At 33.0% G+C, this 18,426-nt stretch carries 14 protein-coding genes and 1 riboswitch; of the genes, 6 read left to right on the top strand and 8 right to left on the bottom strand.

The features are described 5' to 3' along the window. Window positions 1-60: 60 nt before the first annotated feature. Window positions 61-1,017, top strand: a complete 957-nt coding sequence (locus KO515_RS06915; RefSeq protein WP_215935652.1) for a T9SS type A sorting domain-containing protein — start codon at window positions 61-63, stop codon at window positions 1,015-1,017. Window positions 1,018-1,259: 242 nt separating this feature from the next. Continuing rightward, window positions 1,260-2,096, top strand: coding sequence for a DMT family transporter (locus KO515_RS06910; protein ID WP_354668272.1), 837 nt, complete (start codon window positions 1,260-1,262; stop codon window positions 2,094-2,096). A 2-nt stretch (window positions 2,097-2,098) separates the two neighbouring features. Here the strand turns inward: KO515_RS06910 and metF are convergent, their stop codons facing one another. The 4 genes from metF to KO515_RS06890 form a co-directional block, all read right to left on the bottom strand. Further along, window positions 2,099-3,052 carry a methylenetetrahydrofolate reductase [NAD(P)H] gene (metF, locus tag KO515_RS06905; RefSeq protein ID WP_215935650.1) on the bottom strand — a complete coding sequence of 318 codons (954 nt, stop codon included), beginning with the start codon at window positions 3,050-3,052 and terminating at the stop codon, window positions 2,099-2,101. A 213-nt stretch (window positions 3,053-3,265) separates the two neighbouring features. Beyond that, window positions 3,266-5,941, bottom strand: a complete 2,676-nt coding sequence (gene metH, locus KO515_RS06900) for a methionine synthase (protein ID WP_215935649.1) — start codon at window positions 5,939-5,941, stop codon at window positions 3,266-3,268. Between the two features lie 27 nt (window positions 5,942-5,968). Then, window positions 5,969-6,970: a homocysteine S-methyltransferase family protein gene (locus tag KO515_RS06895; protein WP_215935648.1), complete on the bottom strand. Its 1,002-nt coding sequence runs from the start codon at window positions 6,968-6,970 to the stop codon at window positions 5,969-5,971. A 127-nt stretch (window positions 6,971-7,097) separates the two neighbouring features. Beyond that, complete coding sequence (locus tag KO515_RS06890; RefSeq protein WP_215935647.1) at window positions 7,098-8,267, bottom strand: trans-sulfuration enzyme family protein; 1,170 nt, start codon at window positions 8,265-8,267, stop codon at window positions 7,098-7,100. Between the two features lie 110 nt (window positions 8,268-8,377). Continuing rightward, window positions 8,378-8,501, bottom strand: a riboswitch (SAM riboswitch). Between the two features lie 136 nt (window positions 8,502-8,637). On the opposite strand from KO515_RS06890, the gene KO515_RS06885 reads away from it, so the two are divergent. The 3 genes from KO515_RS06885 to KO515_RS06875 all read left to right on the top strand — a co-directional run bounded on the left by KO515_RS06885 (window position 8,638) and on the right by KO515_RS06875 (window position 11,398). Beyond that, window positions 8,638-9,228, top strand: a complete 591-nt coding sequence (locus tag KO515_RS06885) for a HupE/UreJ family protein (protein WP_215935646.1) — start codon at window positions 8,638-8,640, stop codon at window positions 9,226-9,228. Window positions 9,229-9,330: 102 nt separating this feature from the next. After that, complete coding sequence (locus KO515_RS06880; RefSeq protein ID WP_215935645.1) at window positions 9,331-9,783, top strand: deoxycytidylate deaminase; 453 nt, start codon at window positions 9,331-9,333, stop codon at window positions 9,781-9,783. Window position 9,784: 1 nt separating this feature from the next. Then, window positions 9,785-11,398, top strand: a complete 1,614-nt coding sequence (locus KO515_RS06875) for a S41 family peptidase (RefSeq protein ID WP_215935644.1) — start codon at window positions 9,785-9,787, stop codon at window positions 11,396-11,398. 4 nt (window positions 11,399-11,402) lie between these two features. Here KO515_RS06875 and KO515_RS06870 read toward each other — a convergent pair whose 3' ends face one another. Continuing rightward, the gene (locus tag KO515_RS06870) at window positions 11,403-12,005 is read right to left on the bottom strand and encodes an FAD-dependent oxidoreductase (protein ID WP_215935643.1); all 603 of its coding nucleotides are present in this window, start codon (window positions 12,003-12,005) and stop codon (window positions 11,403-11,405) included. An 81-nt stretch (window positions 12,006-12,086) separates the two neighbouring features. On the opposite strand from KO515_RS06870, the gene KO515_RS06865 reads away from it, so the two are divergent. Continuing rightward, the gene (locus tag KO515_RS06865; protein WP_215935642.1) at window positions 12,087-15,110 is read left to right on the top strand and encodes a CHAT domain-containing protein; all 3,024 of its coding nucleotides are present in this window, start codon (window positions 12,087-12,089) and stop codon (window positions 15,108-15,110) included. A gap of 32 nt (window positions 15,111-15,142) precedes the next feature. Here the strand turns inward: KO515_RS06865 and KO515_RS06860 are convergent, their stop codons facing one another. The 3 genes from KO515_RS06860 to KO515_RS06850 are packed head-to-tail and all read right to left on the bottom strand — an operon-like array spanning window position 15,143 to window position 18,415. Then, the gene (locus tag KO515_RS06860) at window positions 15,143-16,765 is read right to left on the bottom strand and encodes a T9SS type A sorting domain-containing protein (protein ID WP_215935641.1); all 1,623 of its coding nucleotides are present in this window, start codon (window positions 16,763-16,765) and stop codon (window positions 15,143-15,145) included. Window positions 16,766-16,785: 20 nt separating this feature from the next. Further along, window positions 16,786-17,445: a hypothetical protein gene (locus tag KO515_RS06855; RefSeq protein ID WP_215935640.1), complete on the bottom strand. Its 660-nt coding sequence runs from the start codon at window positions 17,443-17,445 to the stop codon at window positions 16,786-16,788. A gap of 37 nt (window positions 17,446-17,482) precedes the next feature. Continuing rightward, entirely contained in the window at window positions 17,483-18,415 is a 933-nt protein-coding gene (locus KO515_RS06850) for a hypothetical protein (RefSeq protein WP_215935639.1), read from the bottom strand. Window positions 18,416-18,426: the final 11 nt, after the last annotated feature.

Genomic DNA, 18,426 nt, shown 5'->3' with positions numbered 1-18,426 from the left:
TAAACCAGATTGGTAAACCAGTATAAAAATCTAAATATTAACTAATTAAATACAATAATTATGAAAACAAAATTACTTTCTACAAAAACATTATACATCTTATTGGTGTTCAGTTTGTGTTTCAATTTCGGTTGGAGTCAGAATCTTATGTTAAACGCGACGTGTGATGAGCATACAAGTAGTACTAGTGATAATGCAGATGCTTATGATATGACTCCTAATAGTACAATAGAAAATGAAAGTGGTATGGATATCGATAGCCCTTACAGAGCTATTTGGAATAATTCTGATTTAGAAGATGCTTTAGAAATTAAATACCTTGGAGAGGCAGGTTCTTTAGATGAACAACCAGGGTCTACAAGTAGTGGAAATAACGGCACACGAGGTGTTAAATTGTATGATGATGGAAGCCCATCAATAACGGGAAGTTCGCGTCGTCTATACCAAAAGGTAGTGGGACTTACAATTGGTACTAATTATATTTTTTCAGTTGAGTCACGTTCTGAGGCTGCAGGTACTGATTCAGAAGTATATATTTTAAATACTGAAATTACAGATGAGAATGGTATTGATGCTAATGGTGCTGCTGATGCAAGTGTTGATGCTTATATGGATATTGTAGCTGCTGATGAATGGGCGACGTTTACTACAGTTTCTTTTACAGCAACTAATACTTTTGCTGTGGTTTATGTGAGATCTCTTGGGTCTATTGATGATGATACTGAAGTGTTTTATGACAATTTTTCGTTTGTTGAAGATGGAACAGCTTCTGTAGATGATCTTTTAGCGTCTAAAATTAGTATATATCCTAATCCTGCAAAAAATTTCTTGTCAATTGAAGCTGGCAATGTTGACATCACTTCTATAAATGTGTTCAATATTTTAGGAGCAAAAGTTTTAGAGCAAAATGAATTAGTGGAAAATAAATTAAATATTTCTTCTTTAGAAAGTGGTGTTTATTTATTGAGAATTTCTGCTGATAACGCTGTGACAACAAAAAGGTTTATTGTTGAATAATTGGGATTAAAAACTGGTTATTCGCTTAAAGTAAAACCCTGTAAATTTAAAATTTACAGGGTTTTTTAATTTTTTTCCGAATAGATGAAATCAAATAGCATCTTATCTTTAGAATGATATAAGCTCTCAAGTGGTTATATTACTGTTTATTTGATTTAGACTTGTACTTCAAAACATATTTTATACGTAAATTGCCTCATTAAGAACAAGATGTTTTTGTTACATTTTTTCTAAAAATTTAAATTCTGAAAAAAGCCATTCAATACATGATAATTAGTGCGCTTGCATTTACATTCTTAAATGTATTTGTAAAGTCGCTTAGTAACTTTAGTGTTTATCAGATTGTGTTTTTTAGAGCACTAGGATCGTTATTTTTTACGTTTCCGTTTTTGATAAAAAATAAAATTTCAATTTTAGGAAATAAAAAAGGATTATTAATCTTACGAAGTGTCTTTGGGCTTATCTCAATGACTTTATTTTTTCTGTCCATAAAATATATCGCTATGGGAACTGCCGTTTCAATTCGGTATATAGCACCAATTTTTGCAGCTTTTTTTGCGTTGTTTTTTCTTAAAGAAAAAGTACGACCAATACAATGGTTGTTTTTTGGAATTGCCTTTTTAGGAGTCGTAATCCTTAAAGGATTTGATAGTGAAACACCACTTGAAGGTCTTATGTATGCTTTGATATCAGCCTTGTTTTCAGGTTTAGTTTTTATAACCATTAGAAAAATAGGAAATGATGATCATCCTGTGGTTGTGGTGAATTATTTTATGGTGATTTCTACTGTGATTGGTGGGATTTTAGCAATAAACAGTTGGATTATGCCAATTGGAGTGGAGTGGTTAATATTAATGAGTTTAGGTGTTTTTGGATATTTTGCACAGTTATATATGACAAAGGCTATGCAAATTGGAGAGACCAATCAGGTTGCTCCATTGAAATATCTTGAAGTTATTTTTACGATGATAATGGGTTTGGTTTGGTTTGGAGAGACCTATACAATGTTTAGTTTAGTTGGCATTTTGCTTATTATTTTTGGTTTAACTTTAAATGTCGTCACTAAGAAAAAATCTTAAGATTAAAACAACTCAGAAGCAATCGCTTTTATGTTATCGCTTTTTCCCATAGAATAGTAGTGCAGAACAGGTACACCTGCTTGCTGTAATTCCTTAGATTGTTGAATGGCCCATTCAACCCCAACTTGCCGCACTTGCTCATTGCTTTTACAGCCATCTACAGCTTCTATTAAATCTTCAGGCAAATCAATTTTAAATACCTGAGGTAATAATTGTAAATGACGTTTTACAGCAATAGGCTTAATCCCTGGAATAATAGGTACAGTAATGCCTTCGGCCTTGGCGGCTTCAACAAATTCAAAATATTTACTATTGTCAAAAAACATCTGCGTTACTACGTAATCTGCACCAGCATCAACCTTTTCTTTTAGTCGTTTTAAATCGGTTTTTAACGAGGGTGCTTCTAAGTGTTTTTCGGGGTAACCAGCGACTCCAATACAGAAATCAGATTTACCATCAGCTTCCATAACATCATGTAAATATTGGCCTTTATTTAAATTTTGAATTTGACTCACCAAACCTTTTGCAAATTGATGACCACCATCACAAGCTTTAAAATATTGTTCGTGTTTCATGGCATCACCACGTAAAGCCATTACATTATTGATGCCTAAATAATGACAATCTACGAGTAAATATTCTGTTTCCTCTTTGGTAAAGCCACCACAGAGTACGTGTGGAACCGTATCTACATCATACTTATGTTTTATCGCAGCACAAATACCAACAGTTCCTGGTCGCATACGTGTAATTTTACGATCCAAAAGTCCTTCTTTTTCAATGTAAAGGTATTCTTCTCTAGAGGTCGTCACATCTATAAATGGTGGATTGAATTCCATTAATGGGTCAATGTTATTATAGAGTTGTTGTATGCTATTTCCTTTTTTTGGTGGAATGATTTCAAAAGAAAATAAGGTTTTTCCGTTAGCGTTTTTTATGTGGTCTGTTACTTTCATAATATTGCCCACGAAAGTGGGTATCTTTTTAATGTAATATCTTTTATTTTGGCGTTACTTTTTACTCATACCTGTCAGGTTTCATAAACCTTACAGGATCGCAAAAAAGTCAGGCTCTGATACCTATAAGGTTTATGAAACCTTGCAGGAACACAATGTTGTAAAAGACCTGCTAGGTTTTTAAAACCTGCAAGGTCTTTTGTCTCTATTCAATTAATCCGCAATATTAGGACTTAACCATTTCGTTGCTTCTTCATTTGAAATTCCTCTACGTTTACTATAATCTTCAATTTGGTCTTCTTTTATTTTTCCTAAACCAAAATATTTAGCTTCAGGATTACCAAAATAGTAACCGCTGACACTTGCTGCTGGCCACATGGCTAGGCTTTCCGTTAGTTTTACACCAATGTTTTCTTCAACCTTTAAAATATCCCAAATAGTTTTCTTTTCTAAATGGTCTGGACAAGCAGGATAACCTGGTGCTGGTCTAATACCTTTATAATTTTCTTTAATTAATTCGTCGTTAGACAGGTTTTCATTATTGGCATAACTCCAATGTTTTGTTCTTACTTCCTTGTGTAAATACTCAGCAAAAGCTTCGGCTAGTCTATCTGCTAAAGCTTTAATCATAATGGAATTATAATCGTCGTGCTCTGCTTCAAATTGCGCCGCTAATTCTGCGATTCCAAAACCTGTAGACACACAAAAACAGCCCATATAATCTTGTTTGTTGGTTGCTTTTGGTGCAATAAAATCGGCTAAAGCAATATTTGGTTTGCCTTCTGATTTTTTAGATTGTTGACGAAGGGTTAAGAATGTATCTATGGTTTTGCCAGTAGCATCTTTAATTTCAATATCATCGTCATTTAAAGTATTGGCTTCAAACAGTCCAAAGATGGCTTTTGCTTTCAAAAGTTTTTCATCAAAAATACGTTTCAATAACACTTGTGCATCGGCAAATAATTCTGTGGCTTGTTCGCCAACGATATTATCCGTTAAAATGGCTGGATATTTTCCATGTAAATCCCAACTTCTAAAAAATGGCGACCAATCTATAAAATCTTCAAGTTTAGTAATGTCAAAATTGTCTATAATTTGAATGCCTAATTGTTCTGGTTTTACAATTTCAGAGGTCTTCCAATTAATTTTAAATTTATTTTTTCGAGCATCAGCAATAGTCAAATATTCCTTTTTCTTGGTACGTTTTAAGAATTGCTCTCGGAAGGCATCATACTCTTCTCTAATTTGGTTTTTATAGATTTTATTGTCTTCCTTAAGTAAATCTCCAACAACGGTTACAGCTCTTGAAGCATCATTAATATGAACCACCGTATTGTTATAATGTGGTGCGATTTTTACAGCGGAATGTGCTCTAGACGTTGTGGCGCCACCAATAATTAATGGGATTTTTACATTCTGTTTTTCTAAGGATTTTGAAACGTAAACCATTTCGTCTAACGATGGGGTTATTAAACCACTCAATCCAATGATATCAACCTTTTCCTTAATAGCAGTTTCAATAATTTTTTCTGGCGGAACCATCACACCAAGGTCAATGATTTCATAATTATTGCAACCTAAAACTACGCTGACAATATTCTTTCCTATATCGTGCACATCACCTTTTACAGTAGCCATTAAAATCCTTCCCGAGAACTCTTGTTTGCCATCTTTTTCTGCTTCAATAAAAGGTTGTAAATAAGCAACGGCTTTTTTCATTACTCGTGCTGATTTTACAACCTGTGGTAAAAACATTTTACCACTACCGAATAAATCACCGACGACATTCATACCAGTCATTAAATGACCTTCTATGACTTCAATAGGTTTGGCAGCTGCTAAACGTGCTTCTTCAACATCTTCAAGAATAAAAGCATCAATTCCTTTTACTAAGGCGTGTGTAATTCTATTTTGTAATGGGTCACTTCTCCATTCTTGTACTTTATCCGCTTGCTCTTTTTTCTGTCCTTTTACAGAATCGGCATAATCTAATAAACGTTCTGTGGCATCATCGCGTCTATCGAACAAAACATCTTCAACACGTTCTAATAAATCTTTATCAATTTCATCATAGACCTCAAGCATTGTTGGGTTGACGATTCCCATGTTCATCCCGTTTTTAATCGCGTGATATAAAAATGCCGAATGCATGGCTTCTCTCACAATATTATTTCCTCTAAATGAAAATGACACATTACTCACACCTCCAGAAACATTGGCATGAGGTAAGTTTTCACGAATCCATTTAGTAGCTTCAAAAAAGTCGAGCGCATTTCTGCGATGCTCGTCCATTCCAGTAGCAACGGGAAAAATATTGGGGTCAAAAATGATATCTTGAGCAGGAAATTTAAGTTCGTTGACTAAAATATGATACGAACGTTTACAAATTTCGATGCGTCTATCGTAATTATCGGCTTGGCCTTCTTCATCAAAAGCCATCACCACAACAGCAGCACCATAACGTTTTATCAGTTTAGCATGATGTTTAAATTGTGCTTCACCTTCCTTTAAACTTATAGAATTAACGACACATTTTCCTTGCGCGACTTGCAATCCCGCTTCTATAATTTCCCATTTAGAACTATCAATCATCAACGGAATTCTAGAAATATCGGGTTCTGATGCAATTAAATTTAAAAAGGTGGTCATGGCATAAACACCATCTAACATGCCTTCGTCCATGTTAACATCAAGGATTTGCGCGCCTCCATCAACTTGGTCTCGTGCTACTTCTAAGGCTTCATCGTATTTTTCTTCTTTAATTAGTCGAAGAAATTTACGAGAGCCAGTGACGTTGGTGCGTTCTCCAACGTTGATGAAGTTGCTTTCTGGTGTTATTACTAAGGGTTCTAATCCAGATAACGTGAGGTATTTTTTATTTTGAGTCATGTGAGTCTTTTCAAAGTGGATTCCTGCCTACGCAGGAATGACAATTTTTCTTGGTTTGTATTTTTGAGCGACTTCCGCAATAGCTTTAATATGTTCAGGACTTGTGCCACAACAGCCACCAATTATATTGATGAGGTTGTCTTTAAGATAGGCTTCAATATAACCTTGCATTTGTTCTGGTGTTTCATCGTATTCTCCAAAGGCATTTGGTAAACCTGCATTTGGATGTGCTGAGGTAAAAAATTCTGTTTCGTCAGATAAGCGTTGTAAATAGGGTTGTAGTTGTTGCGCTCCAAGGGCACAATTAAAACCAACGCTTAACAATGGAATATGAGATACTGAGGTTAAAAACGCTTCAACGGTTTGTCCAGATAGTGTTCTTCCTGATGCATCGGTTATGGTTCCTGAAACCATAATTGGAATATCAATATGACGTTCTTCTTTTACTTCTTCAATAGCAAATAAAGCCGCTTTTGCATTTAGAGTATCAAAAATAGTTTCCACCAAAAGCATATCTACACCACCATCAATTAAGGCTTCTACTTGTTGTTTGTAGGCTACACGTAACTCGTTAAACGTAATGGCTCTATATTCTGGTCGGTTGACATCTGGTGATAAACTCGCAGTTCGGTTTGTTGGTCCAATACTTCCGGCTACAAAGCGAGGCTTTTCAGGATTGTCTTTGGCAAATTTATCAGCAACTTCTTTAGCGATTTTAGCGGATTCATAATTCAGCTCATACACCAAATCTTCCATGTCGTAATCTGCCATGGCAATGGTGGTACCAGAAAATGTATTGGTTTCTACAATATCTGCACCAGCTTCAAAATACTTAGCATGAATTTCTGCTATGGCTTTCGGTTGCGTTATGGATAATAAATCGTTATTTCCTTTTAATGGCGATGGATAATCTTTAAAACGTTCGCCTCTAAAATCTTCTTCTGAGAAATTATATTGCTGAAGCATGGTTCCCATGGCACCATCGAGAACTAAGATTCGTTTTTGTAATTCTTGTTTTATTTTGCTCATAGTCTTTTTTGTTTGAGACACCCCTAAGAGCTTCGCTCGGTAGTTTCAAAACAAAAAAATATTTTGTTTCTCACTAATCCTCAAGGGGACAATCCAATCAGTTAAAATTTTTGTTCAATTTCAAAATCTAGTTTTCTAGTGCTTGTTTTAAATCGTTAATAATATCTTCAGGATGTTCTAGACCAACCGAAATTCTAATTAAACCCGCTGTGATTCCTGTTTCTAAACGAATATCTTCTGGTATTTTGGCATGCGTTGTTGATGCAGGATGCGTTACAATAGTTCTTGTATCTCCTAAATTTGCAGAGAGTGATAATAGCTTAATTGAATTAAGGAATTGTCTTCCGGCTTCAATGCCTCCTTTGATTTCAAAAGCAACAATGCTGCCACCTAATTTCATCTGTTTTTTTGCTAATTCGTATTGTGGGTGCGATTTTAGGAATGGATATTTGACGAATTTCACGTTATCATGACTCTCTAAAAATGTTGCTACTTTTAAGGCGTTATCACAATGTCTGTCTACTCTAACCGGCAGTGTTTCTAAACTTTTAGATAATACCCAAGCGTTAAATGGTGATAATGCTGGTCCACTAATTCTTGAGAATAAATATATTTTTTGAATTAAGTCTGCATTTCCAACGGTTACGCCACCAAGAACTCTACCTTGTCCATCCATTAATTTTGTAGCAGAATGAATAACGATATCTGCACCAAACTTAATAGGTTGTTGTAAATATGGTGTGGCAAAACAATTATCTATTATAAATAAGAGATTGTGTTTTTTAGCTATATCACCTAAGCGTTGTAAGTCTAAAATATCTACGGCAGGATTGGTTGGGCTCTCTGCGTAAATTACTTTAGTATTGGGTTGAATTAAGCTTTCAATATCATCTAATTCATCAATTTTAAAATAGCTTGTTGAAATCTTCCACTTTGGTAAAATGTTATTGAATAAGGTTTGAGTTGAACCAAAAATGCTTCGTGATGAAATAATATGGTCATCCGAATCTAATAACGCAGCAAACGTAGAAAACACAGCAGACATACCAGAGGCAAAGGCATAACCACGTTCTGCACCTTCCATTTTACAAACTTTTTCTATAAATTCTGACGAGTTTGGATTAGAATATCGACTGTAAATATTGCGTTCTTTTTCATCTGCAAACGACGCACGCATATCTTCAGCATCTTCAAAAACGTAGCTCGATGTTAAATACATCGGACTAGAATGTTCTAGATATTGTGAACGTTCTATTTGTGTTCTTATAGCTTCAGTTTCTATGTGTTTTGAACTCATTTTGTGTTACATAATTTAATAGTAAGCCAAAAATCAAATGCGTCAAAAATTGACGTGTAAATAGAAAAATGTTATAAGAATTTAAATTACCATGATGAGGTAACAATGTTGGGTTATCTATCCAATTGTGCGATAAATGAATCGACAATTACGTAGAAGTTAGCACCTTCTTAATAAGTTTAAGGGTTGCTAAGGTTTCAAAGGGTCTAATCCCTCCACCTTTCTTGATAACATTTCAATACGTGATTTGAACTTTATAAGTTACAATATTCCGAAAGAAAATACGATTATACAAATATTATTCACTTTATTTTAGTAAGTGCATATTGCATTTTAATTGTAACTTTGGTTAACCCAAATAAATATAATTATGTTAGAAAATTTCTGGTTTAATGTGCAATATGGCATGAACCATGTTTTAGATATCAACGGTTACGATCATATTTTGTTTTTAATGGTGCTCTCGGTACCTTATGTTTTTAATGATTGGAAACGTGTATTGATTTTAGTGACAACATTTACTGTTGGTCATACGTTATCGTTAGTGCTGGCAGCTTATGGTGTTGTTAGTATTAATGGTAAGTTAGTAGAATTCCTTATCCCATTGACCATTTTAATTATGGCACTTTACAATGTATTTACGGCCGGAAAAAAATCTAAAAACTCTAAATTAGGCTTACTGTTTTTTACAACTTTATTTTTTGGGCTTATACACGGCTTAGGTTTTGCACGAGAATTTAAAATGTTTGCAGGTCAGTCTGAAGGTAAATTAGAACTTCTAATAGAATTCGCATTAGGGATAGAACTTGCGCAAGTAATTATTGTCTTTGTCGTTTTATTTATAGGATATTTGTGCCAAACTATATTTAGATTTTCGCGTCGCGACTGGGTAATGGTATTATCTGCTGTGGTTGTAGGTTTAGTAATTCCTATGATAATGGCTAGCGATTACATCAATTAAGAAAAAATATTGGTAAAACTTTAACGACAAGTAAATGGGTTATAAAATACTATACATTTATCTTCGTTCTCACATGCTACGTTTGCAAAACACTAATTATTAATGCCAAAGACAAAACAATTACGCTACGATAAAGCTTATTTACGCATTGCAAAGGAATGGGGAAAATTATCGCATTGCAAACGCAAACAAGTTGGCGCGCTTATTGTAAAAGATAGAATGATAATTTCTGATGGTTACAATGGTACACCAACAGGTTTTGAAAACTATTGTGAAGATGACGAAGGTTACACAAAATGGTATGTGCTACATGCTGAAGCTAATGCTATTCTTAAAGTAGCATCGTCTACACAATCTTGTCAAGGAGCAACGTTATACATAACGCTTTCCCCTTGTAAAGAATGTAGTAAATTAATTCACCAAGCAGGCATTGTAAGAGTGGTTTATCATCAAGGTTATAAAGATGATTCCGGAATTAAATTTCTTAAAAAGGCAGGTATCGCGTTGGAACTTATAGAAGATCTAAATGAAGATTCTCATAGGCTCGAGAAATAATATGACTACAAAAAATAAATACATACCACTTATTATCGGTGTTGCAATTGCGGCAGGAGTCATTATAGGAGGAAAATTAAATTTTTCGGATACATCAGATAATCTCTTTTCTACCAATAGTAAAAAAGATAAGCTCAACCGATTAATTGATTACATCGATTACGAGTACGTAGAAGACGTCAATACAGATAGTATTGTAGATGTTACTGTCAATGGTATTTTACATAATTTAGATCCACATTCTACGTATATTCCTAAAGAAGATTTAGAGCGAATCACTGAAAACATGAAAGGTGATTTTGTAGGTATTGGTATTAATTTTTACCCCTACAACGATAGTATTACAGTGATTAGACCTACGGAAAATGGTCCAAGTGAGCGGGCAGGTATTATGAGTGGAGACCGTATTCTTTTAGCCGATGGAGATACGCTTTATGGCCCTAATGTTTCAAGTGACTTTATAAGTGAGAAGCTAAAAGGTGATAAAAATACTAATGTTAAACTTACAGTATTTCGTAAAGGAGAGGATGAATTGTTAGAGTTTGATGTTAAACGTAAAGCTATTCCTATTAAAAGTATAGAGGCTGCATATATGCTTACTGAGGATTTAGGATATATGAAAATGAATCGTTTTGCAGAATCTACGTTTAAGGAATTTAAATTTGCACTCAGTGAATTGAAAGACCTTGGTGCTACTAAATTGGCTTTAGATTTAAGGGATAATCCAGGCGGGTTTTTAGGTGTCGCTGAGCAGATTGCGGATGAATTTTTAGAAGATGGTAAGCTCATTTTGTTTACAAAAGATAAGAGAGGAAAGGAAGAACATATTTATGCCACAAAAAGAGGAGATTTTGAAGAAGGTGAGCTTTATATTCTTATCAATGAAAATTCGGCATCAGCAAGTGAAGTCATTGCAGGTGCGTTACAAGATAATGATAAAGGTATTATTGTCGGACGACGCTCTTACGGCAAAGGTTTAGTGCAACGCGAAATGGCATTAGGGGATGGTAGTGCTGTGCGTTTAACCGTATCTAGATATTATACTCCAACTGGTCGTTCTATTCAAAAACCATATACAAATGGTGATACTGATACTTATTACAATGATTATTATAAGCGTTTAAGGACAGGAGAACTAGCCCATGAAGAGAATATAGAAGTTGATGACTCTTTAAAATTTACCACACCAAAAGGTAAAGTAGTTTATGGAGGTGGAGGTATTATTCCAGATATATTTGTACCTATAGATCGTTCATTTGATAATGAAACCATAAATTATTTAAGACGAAGAGGGCATTTTGGTTATTTTGTTTTTGAAGAATTGGATAAAGATCGTACCGTATATCAAAGTGTTTCTAAGTACGATTTTATTAATAATTTTGAAGTTAGTGATGATATTGTGGTGCGTTTTCAAAATTATGTGAATCAAAGAGAGCGTACCAATATTTCTTTTGTAGCCTACAATGCAGAAATTAGACGACTTATAAAAGCAACTTTAGCACGTCAATTATTTGATGATAATGCATTTGAGGAAATCATAAATAAAGAAGATATTATGGTGCAAGAAGTGATACTTTTAAGTACTGATTATCCTAATATTAGGGAGCAGCAATAAGCCATTAAATTTTATCGTGAACCTTAGTTTGTTTCCCATCATTCCAAAGCGTTAAAATATCCGTCGCTACATGTGCTCCACTACCACTAGCTATAGAGAATTGACTACGCCAACCTGCTAAAGTACCAGCTACGTACAAGTTTTCTTCAATAAGATGATCTGTGTTTTTTAACCAAATTCTATCTTTTTCTACAGCAGCTCTTGGGTGTGGTTCAATATAATTTTCTAAACCATTTATAGTCATTAAATTGGTATAGCCAACGGCTATTACTACAATTTTAGAGTGGTAATTATTTTTATTCGTTTTAATTGAAAACCCATTGGAATCCTTTGTTATTGAAACAACTTTTTCATTATCGATTTGATTAACATGAGGATATAAATCGCTCAGTTGTTGTAAGCCATCGTTTAGGATGTCTGCACCTAAGGTTCCAGGTTTTAAGCCAAGTACATTATTAAATAAAGCATTTTGAAGATGCGATGTTTTTTGGTGTGCAATAATGCCAATAGTTTTGTTCTTCGCAAAAGGTTTGTTTTTAGCAGAACCTAAAACCAAAGCGCAAGATAAACCTGCGGCACCAGCTCCTATAATTAATGTATCGAACATGTTTTTTCTTTATTCTATAAATCAAAAATATACGTTATATTTAATGTTTCATACATTATAATATTTTTTTATTTAGAATTTATGAGGTTTTTATCACAATTGTTATTAATGCTTTCAATGTTAATCTTTTTAATTTCTTGTACAAGAAAGAATAAAGCTGATAACTTAAGTATTAATGAAGTTCAAAATAAATCAGAAATTGCTCTTCAAGATAGTGTAATAGTAATGAAAGCCAGATCCTTACTTTCAAAAGCAATTAATAACATTAAGAACGAACAATTCAATGATAAAACGGAGGAACTTTTGGATAGTGCTAGATTTAATTATACAACGTTAAAGCACATGCCAATTAATGATTTAAATAACTTATATAGTTATTATGATGTTTTTACTTACAGAACGAACCAGCTCGATAAAAACATTAAATACAACAAAGAGTTTATAAGTCTATATAAGAATTACAATAATAAGAATTATCAAAAATTATTAATGGCAACCACAAATCTAGGGTACTCTTTGGGTGATGTTGGTAAGCCATTAGATGCTCTGCAAGAAAGTGTTTTTCCTATTAAACATACTATAGATTCTTTATTAAAAGAAACGATACCTGATTCTCTTAAGCTTCAGCTACAAGTAGCAAAAACAGTAAATTATAGGCAGCTTATGATTTATGCCCAGCAGTTAGAAAACGGGGAGATATTAAGAGCGTCGGTAGATGATTTTGAAGCGTATTTGCTAGAAGGTAATATACCAAAGCAAGCTGAAGAATTTTTACCTTATGCTCTTAGTAATTTAGCAGATGTCTGTATAGATTTAGGTGAGTTAGAAAAAGCTAAAAATCATATCTCACATTGGAAGTCACTTATACCTCCAAATAAATATATAGATCAGTTGATGACTATAGACTTGGAATGCAAAATTCAGGAATTAAATGAAGAATATGATCAATTAATAAAGAGTTTCGAAAAGGCGAAGGACGTATATAATTTAATTGTAGATAACAATAGGTATAAGAATATGTTTTATTCTTCAATAATTTATCGAGCGGCTAAAATAGAACTCAAGAACAAAAATTTTGACCACGAACTTTTAGACGATAGAATTAAACAGCTCATGGAAATGAGTATCTCAGATGTAAGAAAAGACCAGATATTTGCTTTATATGCTTATGATTTAGAGGTTAAAAAAAGATTCTTAACTAATAATTTAGATTCTATACCTTACTATTTAGATATTCATCTTGAGCTCGCTAATAAATTTCAACGAAGTGATTTTTTAAATAAGTATGCTTTAAGTAGTGTGAAATATGCTTTATTACGAAATGATAGTAGAGATTTAGATATTACAATCAATAATTATTTGGAACGTATTAAAATAAAGAGCTTAGATGAAATAGGTGTTTCTGATATTGTAAATAATCACTTATATGGTAGTTTGCATACAGCTCAAACATTAATAGAATTAAGTAATTTGATTTTAGAGAATGCTAAACTATCCAATAATCAGAGTTTGTATCATAAATCATTTAAATTGGCGTTGTTGTCTGGATTGTTAGTGAATGAGAATAATAGTCAATTCAACTATAATGTATTTGAAAAAAATCTCATTGATAATATAAATACTAATTTATTACTATGTAGATTATTATTAAAAGTGGATAATGTTGAAAATAAGATGCTAAATGACAATATTGTCAATGTTGTAGAGCAAAACACTAACTCACAACTTACTATAAAAAACAGAATTAATAATATTAAGTATAGTTACCATGAGAGCGTAAAAAAAGTTTTAGATAATCTCAATTTATTAGATGTAAGAATTGCTCAGTTAAAATCGCAACTGATAGAAAATGATGATAAAGATAAGAATCTCACTGAAGAGCTCGATAGCTTAAAACTAAACAAATCAAATCTATTATTGAGTCTAAAAAAGCAATCATATGGTAGTAAAATTAATGAGGCTTTGGATTTTAATCTTTTTGAATTGAAATCTAATCTATCTAAACAAGAAGTTATTGTACGTTTTTATGATTATGATAACTTGTATGTTTTTTTAATTTCAAAAAATGACACACAGTTTTTTAATTTGGGAAGCAGTGAAGATTTATCTCAAAAGGTTTTTAATTTTTTAAGTGATGTTAAACAGCTTGAAAATTACGAAAACAGTTATAATGAAATAAGCTCTAACTTAAAGTTTTTAAATAAGAATCTAAGTTTTGAAAAAGTAACTGTAGTGCCAGAGGGTAGTGTTTCGTTACTGCCATTTGAACTATTTTTGGACAAAAATTTAGAGAGTGATAGAGTTGTAAACTACAATACGTCTTTAAAATTAATAGGTAATATCAATAAAGATAGCAATGAACTTTTAGCTTCTTATTCTCCTGCTTATTTGGATAAATCAGATAGTAGAAATGAATTTCAAAGATCTATAGAGCGTAATAATAATGCATATCAATTGCCTTTTGCTCAAGAAGAAGCAGCTTATGTAGCATCTCTATTTGATGGTGATTTGTATAACGATACTACAGCCAATAAAGGTAATTTTATAAGTACGGTATCTAATTATGGGGTGCTTCACTTAGCAATGCATGCTTATGTAGATGAAGACAATGAATATAACTCTATGTTATTATTCTCTAGTAGCGAAAATGAAGATCATCTAGATTTAAATACAATTTACAATCTTAAGTTAAACGCTGATTTGACCACATTGAGTGCTTGTAATACAGGTTTTGGACGTGTAGATTCGGAGGAGGGTGTTCTTAGTTTCTCAAGAGCTTTTCAATACGCTGGTAGTGATGCCACTTTAACAAGTTTATGGCGTGTGCCAGATAAAGAAACTTCAATTATAATGAAACGTTTTTATGACTATTTAAAAGAAGGTCTATCAAAAAGCGAAGCCTTAAAAAATGCTAAACAAGATTACTTAAAAAACATAGATGATCCTAACCTAAAACATCCTTATTATTGGGCAGGTTTTGTACTAACTGGAGATACATCTGCTATAGTCTCTTCGACTAATTATTGGCTTTATGGGGTTGTATTTTTTGTATTAATTTTAATTGTTTTTATAATTGCAAAAAGGCGATTAATACCGAAGTCATAATCGCCATAACTGAAATTTTATAAGTTGGATTTTTACTGTTTTAAAAACTTTAAAGTATTGTGTTTTCCATCATTCAGTTTTATAGATGCCAAATAAGTGCCAGCAGATAGGTCTTTTACGGAAATAGCTTGAAAATTAGAAGTAATGGTTTTAACTTTTCTGCCTTCAAGAGAGAATATGGCTATTTCGTTAATTGTATTATTTAAATCTTTTATGGCGATAGTATCTGAACTTGGATTTGGGTATAATAAAAAGTTGGTTAGAGATGGTTCATTTTCTTCTATAGACAACAGGTTAGCATTTGTAATCCATAAGTCAATACCTTGATTTGAATTGCTCGCACCACTACCATCTCCGTTGGCCTGAAAAATGAGCTTGCCATTTGTATTGAAAAATTTGTCTGGTTGTCCTCGTCCACTTGAAGGGTTTATTGTTGTATTAAGCAGTGTGCCAGTTTCTGTGCCATTAGATGACCACAACTCTCCACTTAAATCGGCTTCTATATTGGGATCATCATCATAAAAAGTAGCTTCAAAAAACAATAAATTTCCGCCGTTGCCTAATGAGGGTTCGCCGACCAAACTGTCTTCTGGTCCTGGATTTATATCTCTAGTTAACAGCGTGCCTCCGGGTGTGCCATTTGTTCTCCAAAGCTCATAGCCGTTTGCGTCTGTATTTGCAGCAAAAAACAAGTAATTATTTGTTCTTTGAAATACATCAGCATAGTTTAGTTCGCTGGTTAAAATTGTGCTTCCAGCAACTGTTCCGTCGGTTTTCCAAAGGTCTACAAAATTGAATGAGGTGTCGTAAGCTGTAAAATAAAGTTCGTTATTATATTCATAAAACGGGTATTCAGAATTGCTATCCATTCTAAGATTTAAAAATATTTCAGTTCCTGCTTCGGTACCATCAGTTTCCCAGATATCATTCCCTAAACTAAAATAGGCTTTGCCATTAAAACTGGTTAGTCCATTTATAAAAGAATTCCCTGAAGTATTAATATCTTTTACTAACAGTGTACCAGCGTTTGTGCCATCCGTAACCCAAAGTTCTATGCCGTTGGTGCCATCATTAGCTGTAAATACCACTTTGTCGTCACCAATTTTTGTGAAATAATTGGGTTGACTAGATGAAGTGCCTGGTCTTATGTCTTTTAAAAGTATTGGGCTGTTGGGTGTACCATCACTAATATATAGTTCATAGCCCGTAGTTATTGTTCCATGTCTAAATACAAAGTTGGTGTCTAAAATGGCAACGCTTCTGTTATCAAAACCAACGACTGGAGATTCTGTGTCTTCTTGAAGAAACGGAGTTTTGATAGCTCCATTTGTTTTATAAACTACGGTTTCTCCTAGTTGAAAGGCATTATAGTATAATTCATTGTTGAAAACAAATATTGGACTAGCACTAGTAATGTCATTAGAGTTTATAAAATCGGATGTGCCAATTTCAGTTCCATTTGTTTTCCAAATAGTGCTTTCGGTAAAGTTTTTAGTAGCACTGAAATATCTGTAACCATTAAATTCAATACCTGTGTCTATAGTTAAATTGGTTGCGCTTGTAGTATTAATTGTTAAAAAATAATCTGCAGTTTGTGCTTTTGTATTTTGCATACTTAGCACAGAGAAAGTAATAATGATGTATAAATATTTCATATTTAATTAATTTTATTTGTTTAATGTAGGACCACTTCAAAAACACCTAATGGATCTGTTAAGTTAGGATTGCTATACAAATTACCTGTGTACTTAGCAGTTGTGTCAATGGTTAAAGTGCCTGAAAATGATGCTTGTACCCCGTTTTCCGGATTGGTGAGGTTTGCAATTATGGTTGTATTATTTTTAGTCCATGTGCCATATGCCGTTGGTGGACTGCCAGAGTCTTCTAATTTAACTATTATTGTACCGTCTGAGAAAAATTCCATTTCTAAGTACTCACTATTGCCATTAATAATAAAACCCGTGAAAACACCTTGAAGTGGATTACTCAAAGTGATATTCTTTACGGTTTGACCTGCACTATTTGTTATTATAACCTGTAGATTGTGAATGCCAATCGGTAGCGTTTTGTCCCAGCTCAATATACCGTTGATGCTATCAATATTTAATCCTGCTAGTGGTGCTGATAGAGAAAATGTACCTTGGTCTCCATTCCAATCTATAATAGGTGCGGTTGAGTTACCTGTTTGAAAAAATGTAGCATCAAAGTTAGTCGCAGTATAATTTACCGTAGGTATATCAACCGTTGAGGATTCATCATCTTTACTGCACGATGCGAAAATTAAAAAAGCTATAAATAAGCGTATTAATTTTGATTTAAATAAAATTGTTTTCATTGTTGGTTGTATTGATTAATAAAAAAAAGAGTTGGCTTCAATCTGTAGTATATTCCCAAAGGATCTCAGCTGAATAAGAAAAAAAACCGCCAGATATATTGACTTCTGAAGAGCTAGGGTAATCATCTATTAAATTGTAAGAATAATTTTCACTCAACGTTTCGTTAAACGGCGAAGAAACAATGGTACTTAAAATATTGTTTTGAGGTACGTAATTGATTTTAAAGCCATCGTAGTGACCAAAAGCAGTATTAGACAAAAACGATGGTGCTAGTTCTTTTAGAGTAATCATGGAAATAGAATTATTTAAATCCAGATTGTTATAAATTGGTACTAAGGGATTTCTTGAAGAATCATAGGTGATTTCTACTTCTTCAATTAATTCTAAAGGTGTGTTACTTTGTTCAGAAATAAAAATTTCATAATTGGTTAACTGTTCATCATTGTTGTATTCTAATACATATTTGTCTATTCTATAATTATTAGTTTCAGTCTCTAATATTTCAGTAATTTGATTATTATCATCATACAATAAGTCTCTAGTAATATGTAATTCTTCTGTGCTACCTATTGAGTTAGGTGCAACAATCTCTTGCCTTATTAATAGATTTTGACTATTGTAATGAAGTGTGCAAATACCATAATCTAAATTGGTTATCGTTTTTAAACGATTCTCGGTATCAAAAGTGTAGGTGTTATTTGCAAACTTGAAAAGTTTGTCACCTTCATAAATAACAGAGAGTACATTACCATAAGGATCTAATATGGCTTGAGGCTTTCCATTGTTTAAATAATATATTTCACTTGTTTCTGAAGTATTAATAAAACCACTGATAGTGCTAGTGAATTTTTTTAGCTTAACGTTGGATTCAGATTCTTCTAATTTACCGTCATCATCGCTACTACAATTAAAAGCTACTAGAATAATTGAAAGGTATAAAATAGTTTTCTTTAAAATAAATTGTTCCATAATAGAATTTG

The sequence above is a fragment of the Winogradskyella psychrotolerans genome, from assembly GCF_018860545.1.
Lineage (GTDB): Bacteria > Bacteroidota > Bacteroidia > Flavobacteriales > Flavobacteriaceae > Winogradskyella > Winogradskyella psychrotolerans_A.
Note: the sequence above shows the minus strand (reverse complement) of the source record. Positions and strands in the feature narration are given on the sequence as shown.